Source organism: Fictibacillus sp. EA-CB0309, from assembly GCF_055814265.1.
Map to the genome: position 1 here is coordinate 1,215,232 of NZ_CP169271.1, position 23,161 is coordinate 1,238,392.

The following is a 23,161-nucleotide window of genomic DNA, read 5'->3' on the forward strand; positions in this document are numbered from 1 at the left end:
TAGTACAGATTTCTTGTTTTTCATTTTATTAACAAAAATATAGTGAAGATTGGGAATTGCGGATGTATAATAGAGAAGTTCATTCACATATAAAGGGAATAAATTAATATTCTGGAAAACCAATTAAATAACTTGGTTTAATTAAATGAAAAGTGGACATTTGAACTGTTTTGGGGAGGAACTTGAAAATGTGCGGTTTTATTGGGTATATGCTAAATACACCTGAGACGGTAGAACAGAAAGAAACAGAACAATTAATAAATATGACAAATATCATTACTCATCGCGGTCCGGATGACAGTGGTCATTTTGTTGATCAGTATGTTCGCTTTGGTTTTCGCCGACTTAGCATCATAGATATAGAAAGCGGCAAACAGCCATTATCCTATGAAGATGATCGTTATTGGATTATTTTTAACGGTGAAATATATAATTATGTTGAAATAAGGAAAGAACTTGAGGAAAAAGGATTCGAATTTAAAACACATTCAGATACCGAAGTCATTTTGGCACTTTTCAGCGAAAGAAGAGAGAATGCTTTCACTGAATTGCGAGGTATGTTTGGATTTTTGATTTGGGACAAAGAAACAAAAGAACTTTTTGGAGCTAGAGATCCATTCGGTATCAAACCTTTCTTCTACCTTGAAGATGAAGAGGGTTTATACTGTGCATCTGAAAAGAAGAGTATTACCCTTGTGAAAGAAAAACAAGAAGTAGATGCAGAAGCACTTCATCATTATTTAACCTATCAGTTTGTACCTGAGCCGATGACTATTACAAAGAACATTAAAAAGCTGGAGCCGGGCCATTATTTTGTGAAAAAGCGGGTAGACCATTAGCGATAAAACCTTTTTGGACACCAAATTTCACACCAAAGAACATGCCGCTTGAAGAAGCAAAAGACATGATACGCTCTGTAATGCGTGATTCCGTAAAAGTTCATATGCGTTCTGACGTACCTGTAGGTGCTTTTCTTTCTGGAGGTATTGATTCAAGTACGATCGTAGCACTAGCCAGTGAACTTCATCCTTCTTTAAAGACATTTACAGTGGGATTTGAAAGAGAAGGTTTTAGTGAGATCGATGTCGCGGTTCAGACTGCTGCTGCATTAAACGTAGAGAATATCCATTACCTTGTTAAGCCTGATGAATTTATGAGAGAACTGCCAAAAATCATCTGGCATATGGATGATCCAGTTGCAGATCCTGCTGCTGTACCTTTATATTTTGTTGCGCGAGAAGCGGCTAAACATGTTACTGTCGTTCTTTCTGGTGAAGGAGCAGATGAGCTTTTTGGAGGCTACAATATCTACCATGAGCCCCATTCATTGAGACATCTTTCATCGTTGCCAAAAAGTCTCACAAAAGGTTTGGCAGCCATTGCAAGCATGCTTCCTGAAGGTGTTAAAGGGAAGAGTTTTATGGAACGCGGCAGCATGACCATTGAAGAACGTTATATCGGAAATGCGAAAATGTTTTCTGAAACTGAGAAGAGCAGGCTATTAAAGCAATATCGTTCTGCTTATAACTATAAAAATGTAACAAAACCTTTATACGAGCAAGCAAGTCAGTTTCATGATGTCCACAAAATGCAGTATATTGACCTGCATACGTGGATGAGAGGCGATATCCTTGTGAAAGCAGATAAGATGACGATGGCTCATTCATTGGAACTACGTGTACCATTTCTTGATAAAGAAGTGTTCTCTGTGGCTTCACAATTGCATCCTGATCTTACTGTTACAAATGGCACCACGAAATATGCATTGAGAGAATCGATGAAAGGTATTGTTCCTGATTCTGTGTTACATCGCAGGAAATTAGGATTCCCGGTTCCAATTCGCCATTGGCTTAAAAACGAGATGTATGATTGGGCTAAGCAGTTGATCCATACAAGTGCTACTGATGAATATTTGAATAAGGATATTGTTTTAGATCTTTTAGAAGGACATCGTTCTGGCCGAGGAGATTATAGCAGAAAGATTTGGACCGTGCTTATGTTCATGTTGTGGCATCAAATTAATATTGAGAAAAAGTACAGCTTTGGAGAAGATCTATTAATGAAACCTACTCAAACTCATGAAATGACGGTTACAAACCAATAAAACCCTCCTTTTATTAGTTTTGCTTGTACGATTTAGTTATGTTATACTTAACAGGTTAAAAAATAGTTAGGAGTGTTTTCATGAATTTTGAAGTAGGTAGCATTGTTGAAGGTAAAGTTACAGGCATTAAGCCTTTTGGTGCGTTCGTTGCATTAAATGATAATGTACAAGGTCTTGTACACATTTCTGAAGTTTCTCATGGTTTCGTTAAAGATATTAACGATGCACTAAGTGTTGGGGACGTTGTGTCAGTAAAAATTCTTTCTGTTGACGAAGACAGCAAGAAGATTTCGCTGTCCATCCGACAAACACAGGAAGCTCCAGCTCCTGCACCTAAAAAAGAACGCCGCCCAGGTGGGTTTAACAACAACAACAAAAAGAGCAACACAAACAATCAAGACGCTAACAAAGGTTTCAACACTCTTGAAGCGAAACTTAAAGATTGGTTGAAAGAGTCTACAGATCGTCAGGCTCAACTTAACAAGCGCCTTAAAAAATAATGTAAAAAAACCTCTCAGCTGAGAGGTTTTTTTGCTTTATTTATTAAACACGATTATGTTCGGTATGACCTTCACGGCTTAGTTCTTCAGAAGGTTTAAATAACAACGTTAGACAATACAAACCTGAAAGTCCTACAAGACCATACACGATACGGGCAAGAGCTGCGTCTTGACCGCCAAAAATAGCAGCAACTAAATCAAACTGAAAAAATCCGATAAGACCCCAGTTAATCGCTCCGATTATCACTAATGCTAAGGCAAAGCGTTGTAATCCACTCATTTTACATCCTCCTAATCAATATGAATAGAACGCACCTTTAGGGTGTCAATTTTTTACTTTATTTATACATTCCCTAAATTCATGGCATGAAACAAAGCATAAAAACACATGCTAGTATTCGGTAAGCTGATTACTTTACATTACCTTTCGTGTCCCACATAATACGTTTTAAACCATGCAAGAAGGAGAGATCATGATGAACGAATATATATATTACAACCCAACCCGATTGGTGTTTGGTAAAAATCAAATTCAAACTTTAAAAGATGAACTAGGAAAATATGGCAAGAAAGTGCTTGTTGTTTACGGTGGAGGAAGCATCAAGCGTAATGGTTTATACGATGAAGTCATGAATGAATTAAAAAAATGGATGCCGAAGTCCGTGAGCTTTCAGGGGTCGAGCCGAACCCAAGAGTTTCTACAGTCCGTAAAGGTATAGAAATCTGTAAAGAAGAAGGAATCGACGTATTGTTAGCTGTTGGTGGAGGCAGTGTTATCGACTGTACAAAAGCTATTGCAGCAGGAGCGAAATACGATGGCGACGTTTGGGATCTTATCACGCTAAAAGCTCAGCCGCAGGAAGCTCTGCCGTTTGGAACAGTTCTAACTTTAGCAGCAACAGGATCCGAAATGAATTCTGGCTCTGTAATTACCAATTGGGAAACACAGGAAAAGTATGGATGGGGCAGCCCACTCGTATTTCCTAAGTTCTCGATTTTAGATCCAAAAAATACATTCTCAGTTCCAAAAGATCAAACGATTTATGGGATCGTAGACATGATGTCTCACGTATTCGAACAATACTTCCATAACGCTAAAAATACACCATTGCAAGATCGTTTTGCTGAATCCATTTTATTAACTGTAATGGAAACTGCACCTAAGCTTTTAAATGATCTTGAAAACTATGAGCTGCGTGAAACGATTCTTTATAGTGGAACAATGGCATTAAATGGTACGCTTCAAATGGGTCTCCGCGGTGATTGGGGTAGTCATAATATTGAACATGCTGTTTCAGCTGTCTATGACATTCCGCATGCAGGCGGGTTAGCGATTCTTTTCCCAAATTGGATGAGACACAATGTGGATACTGATGTATCTCGCTTCAAGCAGCTTGCTGTTCGCGTATTTGATGTTAATCCTGAAGGCAAATCCGATAAAGAAGTTGCTCTTGAAGGAATTGACCGTCTATCCGCTTTCTGGACTTCATTAGGGGCACCGAATGCTTTGAAAGACTATGATATTGATGACTCCAAACTGGACCTAATTGCAGATAAAGCAATGGCTAGAGGCGAGTTCGGTAATTTCAACAGCCAGAATAAAGAGGATGTATTAAACATCTTAAGAATGTCATTATAAAAGGAGGGGTAAACCCCTTCTTTTTCATGTCTGCTTTTGAATATTTCGTCTTTTATGAAGAAACCGATTACATTTACATGGTTTCTTGATTTGAATGTTGTACTTGTATAAAGTGAAAGAATAATGATTGTTTTAGGAGGCTTACATATGACAAAAAAGCTAAGTTTTGATTATAGCAAGGCACTGTCTTTTATTGGTCAGCATGAAGTAGATTATCTTACAGGTGCTGTAGAAGCTGCACATAACGCGATTCATGAAAAAACGGGTGCGGGTAGTGACTTTTTAGGTTGGGTTGACCTGCCTGAGAATTACGACCGTGAAGAGTTTAGTCGAATCGTAAAAAGTGCGGAAAAGATTAAAAGTGACTCTGATGTTTTAATCGTGGTTGGAATCGGTGGCTCGTATCTAGGAGCACGCGCTGCTATTGAAATGTTAAACCATTCTTTTTACAACCTTTTGTCAAAAGAAGACCGCAAGACTCCACAAGTATTCTTTGCGGGCCAAAACATCTCATCAACTTATGTTAAAGAGCTTTTTGATGTACTAAAAGACAAAGATGTGTCCGTTAATGTCATCTCTAAATCAGGTACAACAACTGAACCTGCTATTGCGTTCCGTATTTTTAGAAAGTTCTTAGAAGAAAAATATGGCAAAGAAGAAGCTCGTAAACGCATTTATGCGACTACTGACAAAGCTCAAGGTGCACTTAAAACATTAGCGAACGAAGAAGGCTACGAGTCATTCATTATTCCTGACGATGTTGGTGGACGCTATTCTGTTCTAACGGCTGTAGGTCTTCTGCCGATTGCAGTGAGCGGAGTTAATATTGAAGAGATGATGAATGGAGCGAAAGAAGCTGCAGCAGACTTCAATAACCCTAACCTCGCAGAAAACCAAGCATATCAGTATGCTGCTGTTCGAAATGCGCTTTATAACAAAGGGAAGACGATCGAACTAATGGTAAACTACGAGCCAGGTCTGCACTATGTGTCCGAATGGTGGAAACAGCTATACGGTGAGAGTGAAGGAAAAGACTACAAAGGAATTTATCCTGCATCTGTAGACTTCACTACCGATCTTCATTCAATGGGACAATATGTTCAAGAAGGGCGACGTGACCTTTTTGAAACGGTTCTATATGTAGATCAAGCTCGTGAGGAAATCAAGATTGAAGAAGATGATCAAAACCTAGATAAGCTTAATTTCCTAGCTGGTCAAACAATGGATTTTGTAAACAAAAAAGCGTTCCAAGGAACATTGCTTGCACACACTGATGGCGGAGTGCCGAATTTAATCGTAAGTCTCCCTGAAATGACGCCGTACCACTTCGGATATATGGTTTATTTCTTTGAAAAAGCATGTGCAGTGAGCGGATACTTGTTAGGGGTTAACCCATTCAATCAGCCAGGAGTAGAAGCATATAAGAAAAATATGTTTGCTCTGCTTGGTAAGCCTGGGTTTGAAAAAGAAAAAGAAGAACTAGAAAAACGTCTATAAGATTTAAAACCTGACTCTTCATAAAAATAGAGTCAGGTTTTTTCTATGGTTTCCTTTTAAAGAAACGTTCAAATAATCTATATGTGATTTGGATACGCTAAACAATAGAATAAGTAGGAGGGACAATTATGAAACCCATAAAAAGCAGGCTTGAGAATGAATTGTGTGCATTAAACGAAGCTGAAGAAGTAATGAAAGGGATGGGCTTTTCATACGGCGGGAACTGGGATTATGATCATGGATATTTTGATTATAAACTTGATGATGAAGTCGGATATACGTTTTTAAGAATTCCTTTTAAAGCGGTAGATGGGGAATTGGACAAAAAAGATACAGTCATTCAGTTAGGTGAACCTTTTCTATTGGCTCATAAATATCAGATTGGATTGGATGATAACGCTGAAACAGGGAACATATCGGGTAGTTTTAATCAGTTTTCAGAGCCGCAAGATCCAGATGCGTCTATCGATAAAAAATGGATTGGTATTGGTAAAGACTTGGTGAAAAAAATAGAGACAGCTCTATTGAATTAATAAAACAGATAGGTGACTTGCCCTATCTGTTTTTATATGAGTTCTCTTTCAAGACTTAAGACCATCTCATGTGAAGCAAGATTTGATGTTTGAATAATATGATTGGCACCAGCACGTTTCGCATTTGTTGCCTGCTCGGTCGTTAATACTTCTGCATGAATAGGTACAGCTGCATTTAATCCGCGTGCTGTCAGAACGGAAAGAATCGTATTTCTATCCGCTTCAACTTCCTTTAAGTTGGCATCAGCTGTAATGAGAACCGTATGTGCCTTCTGGATATGAGCTTTCATCCATGTATAATCTTCACTCGGTTTGCCATTGATAAAATGGACACCTTCCATATATAAAGGATTTTCTTTTAAAGACTCATCAATTAAAACAATATGATTTGTTTTTATTTTGTCTCTGATCGCTTGAATCGTATGTTTTGAACGTTCATTCCACCCAACTACTATAAAATGATCCTTATTTCTGTACATATTTTTCCCCTCAAAAAAACGATTTTCTTTTTTAACAACAGCACTAGCAAAGTGTACCGTTAAAAAGGCTAAAAATGATCCTCCTAAAAAGACAAGAAATATAGCAAGTAGCCTTACCTCAAATGAATGTGGTGCGTAATCGCCATAACCTACTGTTCCTGCTGTTATAACAGCCCAGTAAAAGCCTTCAAAAATGGTTGGAAACGTGTCTTTTTCAAAGAGGTGAGCGAAAACAGCGCTTGAGAACAGAATAAGAAATAGAATGATACCAAGCCGAACCAGCATCGGCATTCTCAAATATGCATAATACATGGCACGCATATAAACACACTCTCCTCCTATTAACACTATTGCCAAAGAGGATAAGGATTTATACGACAGTGAAAAAACAAAAACCCCTGGCAAAAAAATTACCAGAGGTTTATCTATCATGAAGCTTGTTGAATGGGTAAATTTGTTGGAGCTGGGCTTTCCGAAGGTGCAGCGTCTGGCTGTTCTGTCACGTTTGCGATTTCTTCTTGTTTAACTTCTTGTTGTAAAGTTGAAGAAGTTTGGGAACATTGATGCTGTTTTAAAGAATTTTGATTTATAAGGGCTAAAGCTTGTTTTCTTAACTCTTCTGTTAATTCGTTTGAATCTGTCTTAATTCTTACGGTTATGACGTTTCCATCAACAATAATCTCAATATAAATCCATTGTTCTTTTGGTTCAGGATTGGTTTGAACAGGTTCAGATACAGGATTAGGAGGAGTATCGTTTTCTTTCGGCGGATCAACTTTTGGTTTTTCTTCTTTTGGTTTCTCCTCTTTCGGTTTCTCTTCTTTAGGTTTTTCTTCTTTCGGTTTTTCCGGCTTAGGCTTCTCTTCCTTTGATGTTTCTTCCTTAGGCGGTGCAACAGCAGCAGGAATATCTTTTACTGGTAGCTTTGGTGCGTCCTTTTCATGTCCACTTACAACTGCAGAAGGAGGAGGACTAGTTTTTTCATGCCCTTGTTCTTTTTTAACCGGTTCAGCTGCTGTTTTTTCTTCTTTTTGTGGAGCAGCAGGAATAGTAACATGACTGGTTTGTGCTTCTATTGGTCTTGTCTTACGAGATTCTTCAACCTTTTCCTGTACAGGTAAAGCAGGCTTCTCTTTTTAACTTTTTCCTCTTTTTCTTTTTGATCTAGAATGGGAAGCGGCGGCTCGTATACAAGGTTTTCGCTTTTTTCAGCTGAGGTACTCACAGGTTCAATATCCTCTTTTAAAAGCTCTTTAATCGGACCGACTTTTTCAGAAATCTTTTCTATCGTTTGACCTGAAATTTCACTCTTTGTAATTTTTATGCCTGATTTCTTAGCAGCTGTATAGATAGCATAATGCCCAGGTGACATGTTCATCTTTTTGGATTTTTCACGTTCTTTGGAACTTATAACAATCGTTGTCATTTCAACGGACTGCTTTTTAGCGGTCTTTGTCATGACTTCGTTTACTCGCTGCTTCATTTCTTTTTCCTTTTCAGCAGGAATTTCTTCAGACAAGGTCGTTGTAATCAAAACTTCTTCTTTTGTTTTTAAATAACCCAGTTCTTTACACGTATCAAATATGAGGTCAGTCACATATGCAATATTTCTATTTTCCCAATCATTCATACGCTCAAGCACCATTTTTCCTTGCTGATTAAAGGCAAAGATATCAAGTACTTTCATGTCCTCGTCAATTTTTAATTCCAAACTAGGATCCATGTCCATCCCAACATATGCGTAAGCTCCCGGTCCTGAGACTGGCGAAAGTATTTGAAAGAACAGCAGAAAAATGGCTAAAGCAACCGCAGTACCTGTTTTCCAATTGATTAAACCAGAAAAAATCGAACGTTTTTTCTCTTCTATAACAGGTAGCGTGATTTCCTGACCGACTGCATATGCTGCACTTGTATTTCTGACTTTCTTAAATTCGCCGCCTTCAGCCAGTACGATGAGGTGGCGCTTACTCACTTCTACAATAATCGCTTTGTTCATTAGTGTTTTCCTCCCGTGCCCGGCACATATTGCAACAACACATGATAGTTCTCAATGAAGATGAGTGTAAGTGCGGTTATGTATTCTCGCTGCCTCTTCATGGTGAGTTTCTGATGCTGAGTACTCTCGCTGTGAAGAAGGGGCAATCGTTTCCATGTTAAAAAGTAGCTTCGCATTTCTGGATCTGCCGCAATTTCCTCAGCAACTTGAATGGCTTGCTGCCTATTTTCAAGCTCCTTAGGAGTGCTGGAGACTAAGTGGCTAAAATCTATGCCAAATTCCTTCAACCGCATTTTAAAATGCGAGATTTCTTTAACAGGATCTGCTTCTCTTACGGTGTTCGTACATAAGCTCAAAGTTGAACTTGAAGACCGCGATTCTAAAGCAGGCTGCAAGGGTTTATTCTTTCTAGTAAACCACCGGCGAATCAATGGTTCCCCCTCCTTCCATTTCATATGTAAAATAATATATTTCAAGATAATAATAACCAAATTATTATAGTATACTTTTACTTGAAAAAATAGTGAAAAAAGTCACATGTGTAAATGTTTAAGGAGTTTGATAGTTCAAATAGATGGAAAAGCTGTGAATGGGTGATTAAGTTGAAATACAATAAAGAGGACCGGGAAAAATACAGCGAAGCTATAGATCGAATGCAAGAGGGATTAGACAGCATGATTGACTTGTATAATGATGCAGAAGATGATGAAGATTTAATTCAATTTGATGAAGATGTAATTGCTGCAATCCAAAAAGCCAAGGAAAGCTTTGGAGATGAATTTATCAACCAAAAGATCAACACCATCGTAAAAGAAGTGCTCTCGCTCATGCAGGGGGACAGACCCCACAAAAAGACAAATAGTCCCTTTCTGTCCATTTAGTGAGGACATTTATGTGGAATTTCACAAGAAAAGCGTCTTAGGATAATCCTAAGACGCTTTTCTTGTATAAGAATCCTTTTCTTTAGAAGATATACAATACGATGGGGAACATGTTCCAGCATAACCACAGCGTTAGGACAAAAAGTAATGATACTGGAATGGCCACTGTGTATTGAATCCATTTTGAGGTGTCCGAACTTAGATGCCAGATTTTGCGGATGACAAGAATGAAAATAGGTACGACTAGCAGCAAGAAAAATATACGTACCCAAAAGATATAAGTGGCGGTATCAGGATTTAACGTAAATAAACTGATCAAGCACACTACAGCTATTAACCCATAGACAGGCCAAATCACTTGATTCACTTTCTTTGAATCTTGTACCGTTAAAAGATAGAAAGCAATCAAGCAACTGATTGAAAAAAGTATCATAATCAGACCTCCAACTCGTTATTTTTAACCCTATTCTATGATTTCATATTTTATGAGATATAAATTGTGGTTTTACTTATATGTAATAAGAAAATTTCATAACGATAGCAGTGATATCTCTGTAGATTTCATAGAAATGAAAACATGTGAAAATGGCTCAAGAAAGTATAGTATATATTTCTTTTTACCTCAAAATATAAATAATAAATCCTATTGATGACCTGCGTCCTGCATCAGATGAGTTTATTAGGGTAGAGGATGATTACGAACAACTAATATTTAATATTATACAGAATGATGTTTTGAAGAATAAAAAAACACTGCAGAAATACACAGCATAAAAATCTGTGTGCTTTTTTTATCAGGCTAATAGCCAGCCGGTATTACTCGCCTGATTTTTATTTTTCTAATAGATTTAAATTATAAAATCCATTGAACCAGATTTAAAATTATTTAGAACATAAAATTAACTCTTGTAATTTATTGTATTTAATAGAAAAATAGAGAAAAGACAATTCTTGTAAAAATATATTAAAAAATAATGCACAAGGATGTAGCCTATGCGTGAAACTTCGTTTGAATTACAGAATAAAAAACAATTGATGCATACCTTTTATGAAGCCGTGGATAGCGGAATTATCGTAGTTGAACCATCCAGCACAATCCTTTATGCAAATACCAATGCGTATAGTATGTTAGGGCTGTCAGCTGAGGAAGTAGAAGGTATATCCCTTTATAACCTTCCATTTGTTGTGATGGATCAGCATAAAAGCAATGTCTCTTTTAAAGAAATCTATTTTCAAGTAGCAAGGCAAAAGAAAAAACTCATCAAATGGAACTCGAGGTAATGCGCAAAAATTCGGGTAAGGTCTATTGGTTATCCGTAACAATAGCTCCTATTTGGGATGCTTATAATAGACTCGAAAACCTTGTCATTACCTTAAAAGACAACCAAAAGTTAAAGCTAACAGAAAAAGAATTAAACCGCAGTCAGGAACGTTTTCACTCACTTGTTGATTCAATGGAAGACACAGTTTTTACATTAGATCAAAACTTTGTACATACCGGAATTTATGGAAGATGGATGGAGAAACATGATGTAAAGCCATCCTTTTTTATAGGCAAGACCATCCGAGAAGTATTTGGAGATGCTATCGCAGACGGTCAAGAACAAGCATGCCATCTCGTTTTAAAAGGGAAATCCCAATTTTATGAATGGAGCAATGTTCGAGATGGTGAACGCCTTTATTATCAAGCGATTCTATCTCCAATTAAAAACGATCAAGGTCAAGTTGAGGGTATTGTAGGTGTTTCAAGAGATATAACGGAAAGCAAAAGAATGGAACTCGGACTTCGAGAGAGCGAGGAAAGATTTCGTCAGTTTGCTGAAAACGCGAAAGACGTATTCTGGATGCAAGATTACGGAACACGAGAGCTTCTATACATCTCTAAAGCGTTTGAACAAATATGGGATACGGATTCAACAGCTTTTGAATCTGTGTTTACAGATGTTCACCCTGATGATCAAGAGGTTGTTCAGGGGTTTGTTCATTTAATTGCACAAGGTGAGTCACAGATCGAATATCGTATACAAAATAAGAATAAAAAAGTACGCTGGATTAGAACGAGAGCATTTCCGATAACGAATGATCAAAAAGAGGTTTATCGAATAGCTGGGATATCCGAGGATATTACGGAACTCAAAGAAAAGGAAGAACTGCTCAGAAAATCTGATAAACTAACGGTAGTGGGTGAACTTGCTGCAGGAATTGCGCATGAGATACGCAATCCGCTTACAAGTATTAAGGGGTTCGTCCAATTGATGAAACCTGATATGGAAGAATTGCATAGCGAAATCATATTATCAGAGATGGATAGAATTGAATCAATCATCACAGAATTTTTAGTATTGGCGAAACCACACCAAGAAACGCTCTTTCAGCAAAGAAACGTGAATGATTTTATAAAACAAAGTATTACGCTGCTTGATTCAGAAGCAAACCTGAACAATGTTCAGTTTGATACTCACTTCATGAATGTACCGCATATACTTTGTGAAGGAAATCAAATTAAACAAGTCATTATTAATGTCATCAAAAATGCTATAGAAGCCATGCATGACGGTGGAACGATCTTTGTAGAAACAGGTTCGTATGATGAAGGATATGTCTTTATAAAAGTTACAGACCAAGGTGTAGGCATTAGCGAGGAACGGCTTGCAAGACTTGGTGAACCTTTTTATTCAAACAAAGAAAAAGGAATAGGATTGGGATTAATGGTCTCGTTAAAGATCATTGAAAATCACCATGGCAACATTACGTTTGAAAGCATATTAGATATTGGAACAACCGTTACAATTCTGCTTCCTACTAAACTTTTACCATAATTACTTAAGCGCCTTTCAGTCTGACTGAGGGGCGTTTTTTGCTTGCTAAATAAGTGTTTATGATTTTTTTAATAAGGGTAAAAGTAGAAATGAAGCATGAAAAGTCTGAGCTTTACGACTGATTGGAATCTACATAAAATTGTGAATGTTTAAAATTCATGCTACCCTTGTTTAGTAGGGGAATTTACAAAATGGGATATTCAAGGAGGATAAGAATGAAAGATTTCAAGAAGAAAATTAGTATGTTAGCAGTTGTGTTTTCTATGTTTGTACTAGCTGCATGTGGCAGCAGTGAGTCAAGTGATGGTGGTATTGAGTTAAAAAATGATGGTGAGTTTAATTATATTGTTTCTGGAGAATTTCCTCCGTTTAGTTCAGTTGATAGCAATGGGGAACTAACAGGCTTTGATGTAGCCGTAGGAAAAGCAATAGCTGATGAACTTGGTTTAAAAGCCGTTCCTGAGAAATTCAAGTTTCATGGCGCAGTTTCCGCTATAAAGGCAGATCGTTTTGACGCAGCAGTGGCAAGCCATACAATCACTGAAGACCGAAAGCAAGCAGTGAACTTTAGCGAGCCGTATTATTATTCAGGTCCAGTTATTTTCACAAGACCAGATAGTGATATTAAAACGAAAGAAGATCTAAAAGGAAAAGAAGTTGCTGTCTCAAAAGGTTCTACCTATGAAAAATCTGCTCAAGATTTTACAGAACAAATTAAAAACTACGACAGTGATGCTACAGCACTGCGTGCGTTAAGTGAAGGTAAACATGATGCAGTAATCACAGATGCAATCACAGGAAAACAAGCAATTGAAAAAGGATTTAAGATTGTTGAACAAGAGCAGCTAGGTACGAGTGAACAGGCAATAGCTGTTAAGAAAGAGGACAAAGAATTGCTAAAAGCGATTAACGAAGCCTTGATGAAGATGAAAGAAAACGGAGAGCTCGCGAAGCTTAGTGAAGAATACATCGGTGCTGATATCACGAAAAAGCCTGAATAATGGTGTGAGCCGCCCGCATGTGCTGGATTGCAGGGCGGCTTTCTTTTTATCACACTGTATCAACCTTAAAAAAGAGAATATAAGGGGAGGACTAGGGCATGTTTGATCTCGCACACATTATAGATGTATTGATAGAAAGTTATCCGCTCTTCATAAAGGGTCTTTGGATAACATTAAAACTTACCTTTGTTTCCATTCTAATTGGTACCGGTATTGGTCTTGTGTTTGCCTTATTTAAGATTTCGGGCATTAAGATACTAAATTGGATTGCAAATATTTATATCGCACTTATTCGAGGAACACCTTTAATTGTTCAGATTTTCATCTTCTATTTTGGACTTGCTGAACTCGGTATATCAGCGTTTTGGTCTGCTGCCTTTGGACTTGCTATGCATAATGGTGCTTATATTGCAGAGATCTTTAGAGGATCCATTCAATCGGTTGATAAAGGGCAAATGGAAGCTGGTCGCTCTTTAGGTATGACATATGGATTAACGATGAGAAGAATCATTTTGCCGCAAGCCTTTAAAAGAGCACTCCCACCACTTGGGAATCAATTCATTATTGGACTAAAAGATTCTTCACTGGCATCTTTTATCGCACTAAATGAACTGTTTAGCATTGCAACAACTCAAGGATCCAGAACGTTTGACGAAATGACGTACTTAATTATTGTTGGTCTATATTATCTAATACTCGTCCTTCTTTTCACACTACTAGTAAATCTGTTGGAAAAGAAACTTTCAGCTGGGGAATAGGAGGCGTTTTTTGTGAAAAAAGAAATGATACGCATTGAAAATCTAAAGAAGAGCTTTGGTGATCTAGAAGTATTAAAAGAAGTGAACTTAGAAGTTCATGAAAGTGATGTTGTTGTATTAATCGGAGCCAGTGGTTCAGGAAAGAGTACATTGCTTCGTTGTATTAATTTCCTAGAGATCAAAAACGGCGGCAAGATTGTTATTGAAGGAGAAGAAATTGATCCTAAATCACATAACTTAAATGAAGTGCGCCAAAGAGTAGGGATGGTATTTCAGCACTTTAATTTGTTTCCGCACAAGACCGTATTGGAAAATGTTATGGAAGCTCCGGTTATGGTGAGAAATCAAAATAAAATAGAAGCTGAAAAAGAGGCAAAATCCTTACTTAGTAAAGTTGGATTATCAGATAAAGCAGATGTGTATCCAGCTAAACTATCTGGCGGACAAAAACAACGTGTAGCGATTGCAAGGGCACTTGCCATGAAACCGGATATCATGTTGTTTGATGAGCCCACTTCAGCCCTCGATCCTGAACTCGTTGGGGAAGTATTAGCGACCATGAAAGAACTAGCACAAGAAGGCATGACGATGGTTGTGGTGACACATGAGATGGGGTTTGCAAAAGAAGTAGCAGACGAAGTAGTATACATGCATGACGGCCAGATCTGGGAAAGAGGAAAGCCAGATGTACTGTTTAATGATCCAAAAGAAGATCGGACAAAAGACTTCTTAAGTTCGATTCTGTAAGAAAACAAAAGGTGCAGCTCTTATGCTGCACCTTTTTAATGCGTGTTATAAAGTGACTCTGTACCCATTGTTTTTGATTTTCGCTCTTGAATGAATAGAACCGCACCCAGTACGAGTAATATACCAACCGCTTGAATCAAAGAAACAGATTCATTGAATAGCACCAATCCCATTATGGTTGCTACAACGGGTTCAATCGTAGATACAATGGCTGCTTTACTAGCTTCCAGTTGTTTTAATCCTTGTGTATAAAACCAATAAGCTAGAACAGTAGGAAACAGCCCTAGTCCAATAATGTTTAGAATGACAGTTGTATCGAACATATTCACTTCAGCAGTTGATATATCACTGATTGGAAAAAGCGCAATCATCGCAAATAAAAAAGTGTAAAAACTGATAGTCAATGTTTCATATTTCTTACCAGCGAGCTTGCCAAAAATGCTATAAAGCGAATAGCCAAACCCCGCTCCTAACCCAATCCATAAGCTCTTCATAGAGAGTTCAAGCTCCGCTGAAAATATACCAGATACTAAAATGCATCCGATAAATGTTGCAGAAAGTGCAAAGACTTTTTGGCGTGTTAACCGCTCTTTAAACACAAAAACAGAAATCACGAGAACAAAAGCAGGAGCTGTATATAACAAAATAGCAGCAATGGCTAGTGAAGACGTTTGTATGGTGGTGAAATAGCACCAATTAAAAAAGGAAACACTCAATATCCCTGTACCTAAGAAATACCAAGTATCCCCCAGTTTAATTTTCATAAGAGCAGGTTGTTGGATTAAAACCCAAACAAGAAAAAATAGAAACGCGCTTGCCGCTCTCAAATAAACGATCTGTAAAGGCGTATAACCGTATTCCGCTAATTCTTTTACAAAAAAACCTATGATTCCCCATAGTGAAGCACCTATGGCCACATATAAAAAAGCAATCTTTGCATGGTTAGGCAAACTTGTTCATCCTTTTCTATTGGATTCTTACAACAACATAGTCGTTTAACAAAGCCTTTTTATTAATCATTCCTATTTGAACTCTAACAAAAAACACCTTTACTGTACATGACAATAAAAGTGTTTAGCATTAACTACTTATTCATTTTATCAGTGATCTTCTCTACTTCTTCTTCATCCTCTTTTATAATATCATCATCAATATCTTCTTTAAAAGCAAATGAAAGTAAAAGGGATACTAAAATGCCGCCTCCAATAAGATTTCCGATTGAGGCAGGAATTAAATTTAGAAAAATAAATTCGTACCAGCTATATTCAAATCCTTCGAGAACAGTGATGCTAAAATACCCCATGTTTGCTACTGCGTGCTGGAAATTTCCTGCTTCGAAAATAATGACAGGTAATAAGATTCCGAAAATTTTCCCCATGACATCACGGGCTGCAGTAGCTAGAACAGCTGCAATTCCGATAAGCCAGTTTGCAAGTATTCCAGAGAACAGGACCTGAAACCATCCCCAAGTTCCTCGATCTGTAAACTGCATCTTTTTCTCCATGAATTTTAAAAGTCCGTCGTAAAATTCTTTGTCTAACGATCCGGAAAGATTTAAGAGAAACCCTACAAATAAGGCTCCAAGAAAATTTCCAATGTAACAAATTCCCCAAAATCGAAGAACCTTTTTACTGATCCAAAACTTGCTTTGTAAAATATAACTTGGCAGTAGGATATTAATCTCGGTAAAAAGAATGGATCCTGACAAAAATATCATGGCATAGCCTATAGCAAATCCAACACCTGCTAGAAGGTTATACGGTCCAGGTGTATCTACATTCATCGATAAGAGCACGGAACCTAGTGCCCCAAACGCAATAAATGCTCCGGCCATGAAAGACAAAATAAATTGGGCCAAGTTTGTAATCTGTAACGAGGCTTTGCCTTCTTCAATAAAGTATTCAATAATCTGAGCTGGGAAAAAGTACTGCCGATCAGGTATATCCGCTTTTTTATTACTATTTGTATCATTATGTTTTTTCATCTGCATTCCCTCGTATTATGTCATCCCCGCCCTAATACTCTTCCCATAATTTGAACCAATCAAAACCAATTTCCACTAAAACTCAGGCAATGCACGATCTTTTGTTTTTAAATACCAAATATCTATGAGATTGGACTTATTTCTAGTAAACAAATTGAAATACTAAAGGCTACTATCCTCATGCGAAGCAATATCTTCTCTTATCTATACTATTAATATATTCAAATAATAATAGAATTTGGAAGGAGAGAATTCTTTGAAAAAGGGATTTATGTTGTTCATGGGGATGCTGCTTGTTAGCCTAACATGCTGGAATAATAAAATAGAAGCAGCAAGCTACGTTAATCCAAATCAAACGTATACATATGAAACAATGACTAGTAATATCAAAACACTCGCACAAAAATACCCAGGTCTAGTCCAATACCGCTCACTAGGGAAAACTCCATACGGCAGAGATATTTGGGCAGTAAAGCTCGGCAGAGGGGATGCTACTGTTATGTACAACGCATCACATCACGCCAGGGAATGGATCACGACGAATATCGTAATGGAGATGATCGACCAATATAGTGAAAAATACGTGTTGAATGGCACAATGGACGGCTACAATGTGGCAAATGTACTAAACAATACATCCATTTGGTTCGTACCGATGACTAATCCTGACGGTGTAACGCTTCAACAAAAGGATTATCCGCATTTCCGTCTACAGCACATGCTAACCTTATCAAGATGAATGCTGGTAGCAAAGATTTCAAACGCTGGAAGTCCAATGCACAAGGAATTGATCTGAACAGACAATATCCAGCGCGCTGGGAACAAATCAATAATAATGCGAAAGCACCTTCATACAAAGATTACAAAGGAACAGCACCTCTAGTGACGGCTGAGGCAAAAGCGGTTTCTGCTCTTACCTATTTGGTTGATCCTGAAATAACAAATTCTTATCATACAGCTGGAAGAATTCTTTACTACCACTTTAATTATGGAACAGATACATTTGAAGGAGATAAGACACTCGGGACGACGCTTAGTAATATGACAGGTTATCGACTTATTCCACCTGATACAAATTTATCAAGCGGCGGCGGATATAAAGATTGGTTCATTCAAACATTCAAGCGTCCAGGATTTACATTTGAACTTGCTCCTTATGCTGGTGAAACCAATCCACCAATCACCATTTTTCCTGAAGAATGGGCAAGGAATAAAAAAGCAGGTCTCTATATGGCAATAGAAGGAGACAAGCGCTGGGAAAAGCGTATTACACCTATAACAAAAACTATAACGCTCACACAAAAGGTTCCATTGCATGACAGACCAAATGTAAATCACAAGATGGCAGCAGCGAGTCTCTATCCTGGAACATATAAAGTGAACGCAGCGTATGGAAACTTTTATCGCATACAAACAATCCTTGGACCGAAATGGATTGTAAAATAAGTCAATGGTAAAACAAGCAGTGTAATGGCTGCTTGTTTTTTTTGTTTTTTAGCTATAAAAAAGCACTTAATACCTGTGGATTGATAAAACAGTTACCAATGTGAGGGTATACGGCTAGTTGTTGTTTGTAGAATTATGGAAACTCGCCGATATATGATCAAAACTTGCCGATATAAGTGTAAATTTTCTCGAATTAATCCCATAATTTCTCGAATTAATTGTAATTATACCCCGCTTGGTATAAGTAGACGCGCATTTTTTAAACATTAACTTCACCTTATTTCGATCTCTGAAGGTTCTCAGCGACTTTTTAGCCTGAGTATTGGCAGTTTCCCTTGTAAACAACATTATCCCAATGCCAAAAGCCCCTTTTAAAATTTTTTTACGAATAATCACGGAAGAGGAAGGAAAGATAAAGTGGTAAATATATGAAGGAGGTTCTTGTATGCAACAACAGAATCAAAATCAAACGCAGAATCAGCCCGTATTTCAAACTCCACCACAAGTAATTACAGGCAAAGATTTAAATTATGTAATGGACATGCTTTCATGGAACTTACTAGGCATGAAAAAGCACACTTCATGGCAAATCAATGTCAAGATCCAGAAATAAAAGCTGTACTCGAAAAAGCCTGCCAAATGCATGAAAGCCATTATAAACGCATCATCAACCATATTTCAGGACAACAAGCTATGATGAACCAGTCACAAACTGGATTGCAGAACTAGAAAGGAGAATGCTTATGGATCAGTCAAATAAAATTAAAAACCCAGAATCAACAGTACCAAAAACGCCTCAGATGAATGACAGAGACTATATCAATGATATTCTCTCTTACGAAAAATACATGACAGATTCTTATTCGACTGCGTTGAATGAAGCTAGTCATAACGCACTCTATCAGGACCTGCTTGCCGTTTTTAATGAAACTCAAAATATGCAGAGAGAGCTGTATAACATGATGTTTAAAAAGGGCTGGTATGCACTTGAAGCAGCTGATGCTCAAAAAATGCAGCAGACCTATCAACAGTTTTCGAACTATATGAACCAGTTTCCTCATCAAGGGCCAACCCAATAATCATATTTTTAACGACATAGCGAAAAGCTTTGACTGCATTCCAGTCGAAGCTTTTTTATGTACAACGACCTATCATCTTAATATATTGAAATACTACTTATTGGGTAGAGAAGGTAGTACATAATATGTGTTTTAAGAGATTAACTAGCTTTATATTTGTAATTTGAATATTATGATAATTAACTGAATGGCTACTCATTCATTTTTCAAGTCATACATACATTTGGAGGGAATCTAAATGAATATAGGTAAGCTGCTTTCCGTTGAGTTTGCAAAACTTGTTGCTAATAAGGCTATAATATTCTCGATTATTGCAGCATTGCTCGTTCCGGTCGTTTATGGTGGCATTCTTTTATCCGCAACTTGGGGGCCTTACGATCATCTCTCTAACTTGCCTGTTGCCGTTGTTAATAATGATAAAGGTGCCATAACAGGGAATCAAGCTGTCCATGTCGGTGATGATTTAGTTGCCAATATGAAAAAAGGGAAAGACTTGGGTTGGAAATTCGTAAATTCAACCGAAGCCATGAAAGGCCTTCAGAAAAACGATTATTATATGGCCATTATCATCCCAGAAGATTTTTCTGAAAGGGTAACAACAGTATTAGATCCTAATCCTAAAAAGCTTGAGTTAGAGTATATCCAAAACGAAGGACTTAATTTTTTAGCTTCAAAAGTGACAGAAACAGCTACCCAAAGAATGCGTGAGAAGCTTGCTGATACGATTACCCAAAAATACGTAACGAACATGTTTGCCAGTTTAGGAGAAGTCTCAGAAGGTTTTGGGAAAGCTGCGGACGGATCTTCACAGCTTTCGGACGGAACAAATAAGCTGCATAAAGGAACTAACGAGTTAGCAGCATCTGTCAATTCTAAACAATCTGATATAACAAAACTTGCAAATGGAACAAGGGAACTAAAAAGTGGTACAGGACTCTTACTTCATAATCTGAATGAAAAATCGAGTGATATTCATAAGCTGGCTCAAGGTTCACAGCAGCTTCATGAAGGAACTCTCTCACTAAAAGGTGGATCATCTCAAATTTTGGCAGGACTACAAAAAGCTGAAGCGGGGAGCCAGGAACTGAAGACGGGAGTTGCTGAGCGATTGGTACCAGGAAGCAGAAAAGTTGCAGACGGTACTGGCCGTCTTAAAGATGGATCTGCAAAACTGGCAGCTGGTGCAGAACGCCTAGTTGCAGGGTTAGAAGAATATAAAAAAGCCAATCCAACCGTTAATATTGGACCTTATTATCAGCAAATTCTAGATGGAGCGCAAGAAATTTCAAGTGGTTTGGATAATCTATCAACCAAATCAGTTGCTTTGAATGAAGGGGCTGTGTCAGTTGCAGATGGTATCGCTACAAAGGTAGCCCCTGGTACCGTGGCGTTAAATGACGGGCTAAACCAGCTCGTAGCAGGACAAACCAAACTTGATCAGGGAGCGGGAAAACTTCAAGCAGGGGCCAAACAAATTGCTGATGGAAACGCTGCTGTTGACAAGGGATGGAATGAGCTGATATCAGGCGTTACCAGATTAGATTCTGGAGCAGCAAAGATCTCAGATGGAAACAGCAAAGTAGATGAGGGGTGGCGAAAACTATCACAAGGAGCAACAAAGTTAAATGACGGTGCAGGTAAATTGAATGAGGGAAGTAAAAAACTTACGTCTGGTCTGAAGTCTGGTGCAGAGAAAACGGGGAGTTTGAACACAGAGAACGATAATATTGATATGTTCTCATCACCAGTGAAGCTGAAAAGTAAAAAAGTGAATGAATACGAACACTATCGAGATTCAACGGCTCCGTACGTTATTACACTTGGGTTATTTGTTGGAATCTTAATCATGTCACTTTTTATTAACTTTAAAAAACCACCCGCCGTATCAAGTTTCAACTGGTTCTTCGTCAAATTTATTCATTTAGTAACATTTGCTATTGTACAAGCTATACTACTGCTTATCTTAGTTTTATTTGTTTTAAAGGTGAACGTAAGTAATCCAGGCGGCTTGATTTTATTTTCACTGATCGTCAGCATTACTTTTTCCTCTATTGTATTATTTTTAGCGGCTTTCGGTGGAAACGTAGGACGATTCATCGCATTAGGTTTGGTCATCATGCAGCTCTCTATAACAGGTGCCAACCTTCCGATAGAAATGCTGCCTGAAAACTTAAGAAATATAAGCGAATATATGCCGTTTACTTATTCAATCGCAGGGTTTAAGTCAGTCATTACGTTAAATGATTTTGGTGCTGCTGTATATAATATGACAATTTTACTGACGTTCTTTATGATTTTTACAGGATTCGCTTTTGTTGTATTTAACTTTAAAAAGAATAGAGTTCAAGATACGAACAGGGAAGTGACAGCATAAAAATAAAAGAAAACTGCTCTAAAAGATAAATATTTTAGAGCAGTTTTTTTCTATGCACTGATCGTATGTGAAGAATCTACTTTCGGTTCTGGTACAAACATCAAGATTGTCATGCCAATAATAAATAGAATAACAAGACTGAACACCGCACTAGATGAGTTTCCGGTAACTTGGGCTGTCACTGCAATTAACAATGGACCCATAATGGAGGCAAACTTACCGAAAATGTTATAAAAACCAAAGAATTCATTCGAATTTTCCTTAGGCACTAATTTCGCGAAGTAAGCACGGCTTAAAGCCTGAATGCCACCTTGAGAGGTTGCAACGAGCATGGCTAATATCCAAAAGTCTAACGTTGTTTTTAGGAAATACGCATAAATACATACAATAATGTAAACAGCAATTCCAACATAAAGCATCTTTTGCCCGTGAATTTTTCTGCTAATCTTCCGTATAAAATGGCAAAAGGGGCAGCAACCACTTGGGTAGCAAAAAGGATGATCAATAGGCTGGTAGAACTAATACCTAAATCTGATCCATAAGCTGTAGACATGGTTATAATCGTTCCCACTCCATCGATATAAAAGAAATAAGCGAGTAAAAATAAAAACAAAGCACGGTATTTTCTAATTTCTTTTATTGTTTTCCCTAATCGTTTAAAGCTATTAAGAACTGGTTTTGGTTCACGTTCAATACCGTATTTTTGATAGACGTTTTTCAGCATAGGAATTGTAAAGATACCCCACCATACTGCGGTGATCAAAAATGCAATTTTACTTGCTAATGTTGTTGAGATTGGAAGCACTTCATTTTGTGATAATACAATAATAGCGATGCTGATTAAAAAAGGAATCGTACTTCCGATATATCCTAATCCGAACCCTCTTGACGAAACTCTGTTCATTCTTTCCTCAGTGGTTACATCCGTAATAAAAGCATCATAAAAGACGTTTGATCCACTAGAACCTATTGCAGTTAAGGTGTAACAGACTAATAAGAGCAGCCATTGATCACTTGGAACAAAGGCTAATGAAGCAGTAGATACAAGACCGAGTACAAAAAAGAAGGTAAAGAACTTTTTCTTAAGTCCTCTATAATCAGCAATTGTTCCGAGTACTGGACTCAGCATTGCTAGAATAAAAGTTGCGATGGCAATCGTATAACCTAGATATGCAGTTGAATCAGATGGACTTACACCTGCTTTTGTAGCAGCCGCTTTAAAGAATAATGGAAATACGGCAGTCGAGATAATAATAGAGTAAGCAGAATTTGCCCAATCATAATACATCCAGCTGTTTTCTTCTTTCGTAAACCGTTTCATAGG

The 23,161-nt window shown here is 37.6% G+C and carries 21 protein-coding genes and 3 pseudogenes; 16 read left to right on the plus strand and 8 right to left on the minus strand.

The features are described 5' to 3' along the window. Window positions 1-188: 188 nt before the first annotated feature. Window positions 189-2,104 (plus strand): annotated as a pseudogene (gene asnB, locus ACEWFH_RS06745) (asparagine synthase (glutamine-hydrolyzing)). Window positions 2,105-2,184: 80 nt separating this feature from the next. Beyond that, entirely contained in the window at window positions 2,185-2,604 is a 420-nt protein-coding gene (yugI, locus tag ACEWFH_RS06750) for a S1 domain-containing post-transcriptional regulator GSP13 (protein WP_473726620.1), read from the plus strand. 43 nt (window positions 2,605-2,647) lie between these two features. Here the strand turns inward: yugI and ACEWFH_RS06755 are convergent, their stop codons facing one another. After that, window positions 2,648-2,884 (minus strand): DUF378 domain-containing protein, encoded by a 237-nt coding sequence (locus ACEWFH_RS06755; RefSeq protein WP_289494687.1) that lies wholly within the window; start codon window positions 2,882-2,884, stop codon window positions 2,648-2,650. 196 nt (window positions 2,885-3,080) lie between these two features. Here ACEWFH_RS06755 and ACEWFH_RS06760 point away from each other — a divergent pair. The 3 genes and pseudogenes from ACEWFH_RS06760 to ACEWFH_RS06770 all read left to right on the plus strand — a co-directional run bounded on the left by ACEWFH_RS06760 (window position 3,081) and on the right by ACEWFH_RS06770 (window position 6,273). Continuing rightward, window positions 3,081-4,243: pseudogene (locus tag ACEWFH_RS06760) on the plus strand (iron-containing alcohol dehydrogenase). A gap of 147 nt (window positions 4,244-4,390) precedes the next feature. Next, window positions 4,391-5,740: a glucose-6-phosphate isomerase gene (locus ACEWFH_RS06765; protein ID WP_473726621.1), complete on the plus strand. Its 1,350-nt coding sequence runs from the start codon at window positions 4,391-4,393 to the stop codon at window positions 5,738-5,740. Between the two features lie 128 nt (window positions 5,741-5,868). Next, window positions 5,869-6,273, plus strand: coding sequence for a YugN-like family protein (locus ACEWFH_RS06770; RefSeq protein WP_473726622.1), 405 nt, complete (start codon window positions 5,869-5,871; stop codon window positions 6,271-6,273). A gap of 32 nt (window positions 6,274-6,305) precedes the next feature. Here ACEWFH_RS06770 and ACEWFH_RS06775 read toward each other — a convergent pair whose 3' ends face one another. The 3 genes from ACEWFH_RS06775 to ACEWFH_RS06785 form a co-directional block, all read right to left on the minus strand. Next, window positions 6,306-7,073, minus strand: coding sequence for an NAD-binding protein (locus tag ACEWFH_RS06775; RefSeq protein ID WP_473726623.1), 768 nt, complete (start codon window positions 7,071-7,073; stop codon window positions 6,306-6,308). A 751-nt stretch (window positions 7,074-7,824) separates the two neighbouring features. Then, complete coding sequence (locus ACEWFH_RS06780) at window positions 7,825-8,748, minus strand: anti-sigma factor domain-containing protein (protein ID WP_473726624.1); 924 nt, start codon at window positions 8,746-8,748, stop codon at window positions 7,825-7,827. Further along, window positions 8,748-9,179, minus strand: a complete 432-nt coding sequence (locus ACEWFH_RS06785) for a hypothetical protein (RefSeq protein ID WP_473726625.1) — start codon at window positions 9,177-9,179, stop codon at window positions 8,748-8,750. The genes ACEWFH_RS06780 and ACEWFH_RS06785 overlap by 1 nt, the downstream gene beginning before the upstream one ends. Before the next feature lie 171 nt (window positions 9,180-9,350). Here ACEWFH_RS06785 and ACEWFH_RS06790 point away from each other — a divergent pair, with 171 nt between their 5' ends. After that, complete coding sequence (locus tag ACEWFH_RS06790) at window positions 9,351-9,629, plus strand: atypical membrane-integrating protein (Mistic protein) (protein WP_473726626.1); 279 nt, start codon at window positions 9,351-9,353, stop codon at window positions 9,627-9,629. Window positions 9,630-9,711: 82 nt separating this feature from the next. Here the strand turns inward: ACEWFH_RS06790 and ACEWFH_RS06795 are convergent, their stop codons facing one another. Continuing rightward, complete coding sequence (locus ACEWFH_RS06795; RefSeq protein WP_473726627.1) at window positions 9,712-10,062, minus strand: hypothetical protein; 351 nt, start codon at window positions 10,060-10,062, stop codon at window positions 9,712-9,714. Window positions 10,063-10,622: 560 nt separating this feature from the next. On the opposite strand from ACEWFH_RS06795, the gene ACEWFH_RS06800 reads away from it, so the two are divergent. The 5 genes from ACEWFH_RS06800 (at window position 10,623) to ACEWFH_RS06820 (ending at window position 14,954) form a co-directional block, all read left to right on the plus strand. Next, entirely contained in the window at window positions 10,623-10,910 is a 288-nt protein-coding gene (locus ACEWFH_RS06800; RefSeq protein WP_473726628.1) for a PAS domain-containing protein, read from the plus strand. Next, window positions 10,910-12,448, plus strand: a complete 1,539-nt coding sequence (locus ACEWFH_RS06805; RefSeq protein WP_473726629.1) for a PAS domain-containing sensor histidine kinase — start codon at window positions 10,910-10,912, stop codon at window positions 12,446-12,448. The genes ACEWFH_RS06800 and ACEWFH_RS06805 overlap by 1 nt, the downstream gene beginning before the upstream one ends. Window positions 12,449-12,663: 215 nt before the next feature. After that, window positions 12,664-13,449, plus strand: a complete 786-nt coding sequence (locus ACEWFH_RS06810; protein ID WP_473726630.1) for a transporter substrate-binding domain-containing protein — start codon at window positions 12,664-12,666, stop codon at window positions 13,447-13,449. Window positions 13,450-13,547: 98 nt separating this feature from the next. Further along, the gene (locus ACEWFH_RS06815; protein WP_473726631.1) at window positions 13,548-14,207 is read left to right on the plus strand and encodes an amino acid ABC transporter permease; all 660 of its coding nucleotides are present in this window, start codon (window positions 13,548-13,550) and stop codon (window positions 14,205-14,207) included. 24 nt (window positions 14,208-14,231) lie between these two features. Further along, window positions 14,232-14,954 (plus strand): amino acid ABC transporter ATP-binding protein, encoded by a 723-nt coding sequence (locus ACEWFH_RS06820; protein ID WP_473727230.1) that lies wholly within the window; start codon window positions 14,232-14,234, stop codon window positions 14,952-14,954. A gap of 35 nt (window positions 14,955-14,989) precedes the next feature. Here ACEWFH_RS06820 and ACEWFH_RS06825 read toward each other — a convergent pair whose 3' ends face one another. Both ACEWFH_RS06825 and ACEWFH_RS06830 read right to left on the minus strand, forming a co-directional pair. After that, window positions 14,990-15,904 (minus strand): DMT family transporter, encoded by a 915-nt coding sequence (locus ACEWFH_RS06825; RefSeq protein WP_473726632.1) that lies wholly within the window; start codon window positions 15,902-15,904, stop codon window positions 14,990-14,992. Between the two features lie 134 nt (window positions 15,905-16,038). Beyond that, on the minus strand, window positions 16,039-16,938 hold the full coding sequence (locus ACEWFH_RS06830) for a formate/nitrite transporter family protein (RefSeq protein WP_473726633.1): 900 nt from the start codon (window positions 16,936-16,938) through the stop codon (window positions 16,039-16,041). Between the two features lie 256 nt (window positions 16,939-17,194). Here ACEWFH_RS06830 and ACEWFH_RS06835 point away from each other — a divergent pair, with 256 nt between their 5' ends. From ACEWFH_RS06835 to ACEWFH_RS06855, 5 genes are all read left to right on the plus strand, one after another. Continuing rightward, on the plus strand, window positions 17,195-17,677 hold the full coding sequence (locus tag ACEWFH_RS06835; RefSeq protein ID WP_473726634.1) for a M14 family zinc carboxypeptidase: 483 nt from the start codon (window positions 17,195-17,197) through the stop codon (window positions 17,675-17,677). Then, complete coding sequence (locus ACEWFH_RS06840; RefSeq protein WP_473726635.1) at window positions 17,674-18,384, plus strand: M14 family zinc carboxypeptidase; 711 nt, start codon at window positions 17,674-17,676, stop codon at window positions 18,382-18,384. The genes ACEWFH_RS06835 and ACEWFH_RS06840 overlap by 4 nt, the downstream gene beginning before the upstream one ends. Before the next feature lie 441 nt (window positions 18,385-18,825). Continuing rightward, window positions 18,826-19,113, plus strand: coding sequence for a hypothetical protein (locus ACEWFH_RS06845; RefSeq protein WP_473726636.1), 288 nt, complete (start codon window positions 18,826-18,828; stop codon window positions 19,111-19,113). Between the two features lie 8 nt (window positions 19,114-19,121). After that, window positions 19,122-19,463, plus strand: coding sequence for a spore coat protein (locus ACEWFH_RS06850; RefSeq protein WP_473726637.1), 342 nt, complete (start codon window positions 19,122-19,124; stop codon window positions 19,461-19,463). A 238-nt stretch (window positions 19,464-19,701) separates the two neighbouring features. Next, a complete protein-coding gene (locus ACEWFH_RS06855) occupies window positions 19,702-21,837 on the plus strand; it encodes a YhgE/Pip family protein (RefSeq protein WP_473726638.1) in 2,136 nt (711 codons plus the stop codon). Between the two features lie 50 nt (window positions 21,838-21,887). Here the strand turns inward: ACEWFH_RS06855 and ACEWFH_RS06860 are convergent. Continuing rightward, window positions 21,888-23,158: pseudogene (locus tag ACEWFH_RS06860) on the minus strand (MFS transporter). Window positions 23,159-23,161: the final 3 nt, after the last annotated feature.